Annotated in this window: 2 protein-coding genes; one reads left to right on the plus strand and one right to left on the minus strand. The window is 32.3% G+C overall.

The annotated features are described in order from the left end of the window. Nucleotides 1-286: 286 nt before the first annotated feature. Nucleotides 287-811 carry a GNAT family N-acetyltransferase gene (locus BN52_RS01360; protein WP_008472275.1) on the minus strand — a complete coding sequence of 175 codons (525 nt, stop codon included), beginning with the start codon at nt 809-811 and terminating at the stop codon, nt 287-289. A gap of 881 nt (nt 812-1692) precedes the next feature. On the opposite strand from BN52_RS01360, the gene BN52_RS01370 reads away from it, so the two are divergent. Beyond that, complete coding sequence (locus BN52_RS01370) at nt 1693-3420, plus strand: YSIRK-type signal peptide-containing protein (RefSeq protein WP_008472277.1); 1728 nt, start codon at nt 1693-1695, stop codon at nt 3418-3420. Nucleotides 3421-3477 lie beyond the last annotated feature (57 nt).

Raw genomic sequence — 3477 nt, forward strand, 5'->3', positions numbered from 1 at the left:
TAGGCGTAACGATGCCATTGAATTTGGGTGAAAGTCAGCTATATTTACCTAATAAAACCGCACATGAATTATATGAGCTTGTGTATAGAGATTGGTTAACTAAACGATAATTGTTATTTCTTCTTAAAACTGTTCAATCGATTGATCAAAAATACTTTAATTTAGATAAATGATTAATCAAATGAACTATTTAGATTTAGCTGATGATCAAAGGTGAAACGATAGTCCACGCATTAAAAAAGCGATCAAATTAACTCTTAATTAAGTTCTTGATCGCTTTTTTCTTTTATAACGCTTTTTTTAATAGGTAGTCGACTTGGGGATCATCGCCTACAGGATAGACATGTTGGCTGAAACGTTTGAAACCATTTTTAGCGTAAAACTTTTGGGCAGGGAGGTTTTTCTCATAAACACCTAGCCAAAGGTACTTTTTTCCAGCCTTACGGGCAAGTTCTTGGGCATAATCGAGTAAAATTTTGCCCAATCCCTGGTGTTGAAACTTTTGTCGTAAATAAATTCGTTCAAGTTCAAAATGATCATTATCCATTGTTTCAGTTTGAGCAGAACCTTGATTGACTTTTAAATATCCTGCGATTTCTGAATCTATTACCAAGAAGAAAAATTGACTATCGGGATTGTTAAGCTCATTAGTTAATTTTTTGTCAGCATAGTTATCTCGTAAAAATTTTGCCATATCATCTGGGGCAGTATAGGGATCAAAAGTTGCTTTAAAGGTTTCGCGAGAAATATTTTGTAGATTTTTTAGATCATCTATAGTAATAGGCTTGATCTGGTAATTAAATTCTTTCACTCTCCTATGTCATCGACTAATTCTATTATCTAATATCAAGGCGATGTTAACAAATAATATATACTTATAGTAAGCAATTCATTATTTTTATTATGTAAAAAGATTTTTAATAAAATTAACAAATCATATGTTTGAAAGGTAAATGTATAGAAACCTCGGTAGGGAGTATTATAGGGGGGGACATTACCATTATTTCAGATTTCCTAATTATAATTTTTCTCTAATAAATAATCAATTTGTGGATCATTTCCAACTTGTAAAAAGAAAAATTTACTACTAGCATTATTAAGTTCTTGCTTCAATTTTTCATCAGAATAATTAGTTTCTAAAAATTTATCCATATCATTTGTAGCTGTATAGGCATCGAAAGTAGCTTTAAATGTTTCGCGAGAAATAGCTTACAAATCTTTTAAATCTTCTGGTGTAACGGATCTAATGTGGTAATTCATATTCAAGATTCATTCACTTCCGTAATAATGTTATATTATGACTATAACATTATTAATAATTTGATGTCTAGCAACCACTGTATGTTTAAAATTTATATTTTATACTTCAATTCACTATCCCATAGGCTTTTGAAAAGCCTAATGTAAGCTTATAAAAATAGGATTGGTTCAGTTGTTATTACTTTTTCATTGATATATATAGATTATTTTCAGTGTAGCAACATATAATTGAACTATTAATAGGAAATATTTTATAATAAAGATTAGGAAACGATCTATTAGAAATTAGACATGGGAGTAGATTAGTTTTCAATTGAAAATTTTTATGTATAAAATATAAAGTCACAATAAAGAAAGGAAAAGTATAAATTTCTATAAGGTTAAAAGTCGGATAGTCACAACCTAATTTCATGTTATACACGGCAATGAACAATGTTATTCAATAAGCATTCTGAAAGCAAGCAACGCTTTGGAATTCGTAAATTAACAATTGGTGTAAGTTCAGTTTTGTTGTCAACCTTATTCTTAACTGTAAACAATGGTCAAAAGGTTAACGCTGCAACAGGTAATACTGTTACTAATGCAGGTAACAATAATATAGAAACTGATAATGAATCTGTTACAAAAGAAAATGAAAATCAAACTAAGCAGACAGATAATGCTACTACTGAGGTAACTAATACTTCAAATGAAAAACAAGCAACTGAAGTAGAAGATAAAAATGCAAATGCAACTACTGATGATAGTACCAAAGTAGATGATGCTAAGGTAGCTGAAGATAAAGCACCAGATAGTAACGATCAAAAATCAGCTAAAGGCAAAGCGACAAGCAGTGACACTGAAAAGCAGAGTGATAAAACAAAAGCTGATAATAAGCTAGCTAAATTAGCCGTTAATAAGCTAGCTAAATTAGCTGTTAATAAGTTAACAGTCGCAGCGGATGATTCTACACCAGTATTATCACAATCTTCTGAAAATGGTGATATGAATCTCTCGATTAGTTTGCCAGAGCTTTCAAATAAAGATTATATTCCTCAGACGATTAAATTAGATGCAACTTATGTAAATCCTGGTGACAAAATTGTTATCAAAGTAAAAAGAGGCTCAGCGTATGGTTTTGATAAAGAGAACTTTCCAATTGGAACAGTTAAAGAATCTGATCAGGGTGATTATCGGATATTTGAGTTAGATATTAATACCACTGCTAAATTTGAATATAAAATTACAGCTAAAAGGAACAATAATTATGGATGGCAACCCAGTCCGATGGAAGATACAGGAGTAACTACAAAAGATATCCAGTGGTCCATCAACGGTGAAGATCAAGCACCATTGTCATTTAAACAGACAATAATTCCAGAGTTAACTGCGGATGGGGTTAGCCTGGCTAAAGCAACTGGAGATAAAAACACTGATTTTACAGAAGTTGCTCCTAATGAAGATTACAACTTTGTTTATGTCATGGCTGAAAATGATGGTCTGGTTCATGACGGATCATATGAGGCTGGTATTGTTAACAGTGCAGTTAATTATGGTACGACAATTACAATTCCAGTTCCTGAAAATTTCCTTTTAAATCAGAAAGCAAGTGATAAGGCCAATAAAGAGCGTGGCTTAACCGGCTTTACCATGACACAAGATGGGATGGGCAAAGATGTAATTATTACTGTTCCTAAAGGTCAGAGCGCGCAAGGCTGGAATAGCGGTGGTAGATATTATACATTAACTGGTAAATTTGTTTATGATCAGATTCCAGAAGAACCTACTACCGTGACAGCTAAAGGAGATAGTGTCATTGATCAAATTTATACTTCAGATGGTCAGAGAATTACCGCCAAAGGAAAGCCATTTAGTGTAACTATTTCTGGTAAAAAGGGTAGACCTGCTTCAGGACCACTTAGTCCTTCAGTTTCAGGAGCGATTTCTAATAATCAACTTTTATTAGATTCAAATCCTAATAATGATCCGGTAGTTGTAAACTGGTTTGGTTATAGCAATGATTACGATGATATTGAGAATGCCAAAATAAAGTTAGATTTGGCAGATGGCTTGTATGTAACTGGGATTAAGACCCCTAAAGACCTAGGAACTGTCTATAACAATATTGGTAATATTCAGAGTTATACATATGAAATGACATTAGAGTTACTGCGAAACTAGATAGCCAGTTCTTGGTTGATGATCCCGCAGATTAAATTCATTCTTAAATTAAAACGT

Source organism: Lactobacillus gigeriorum DSM 23908 = CRBIP 24.85, from assembly GCF_000296855.1.
GTDB lineage: Bacteria > Bacillota > Bacilli > Lactobacillales > Lactobacillaceae > Lactobacillus > Lactobacillus gigeriorum.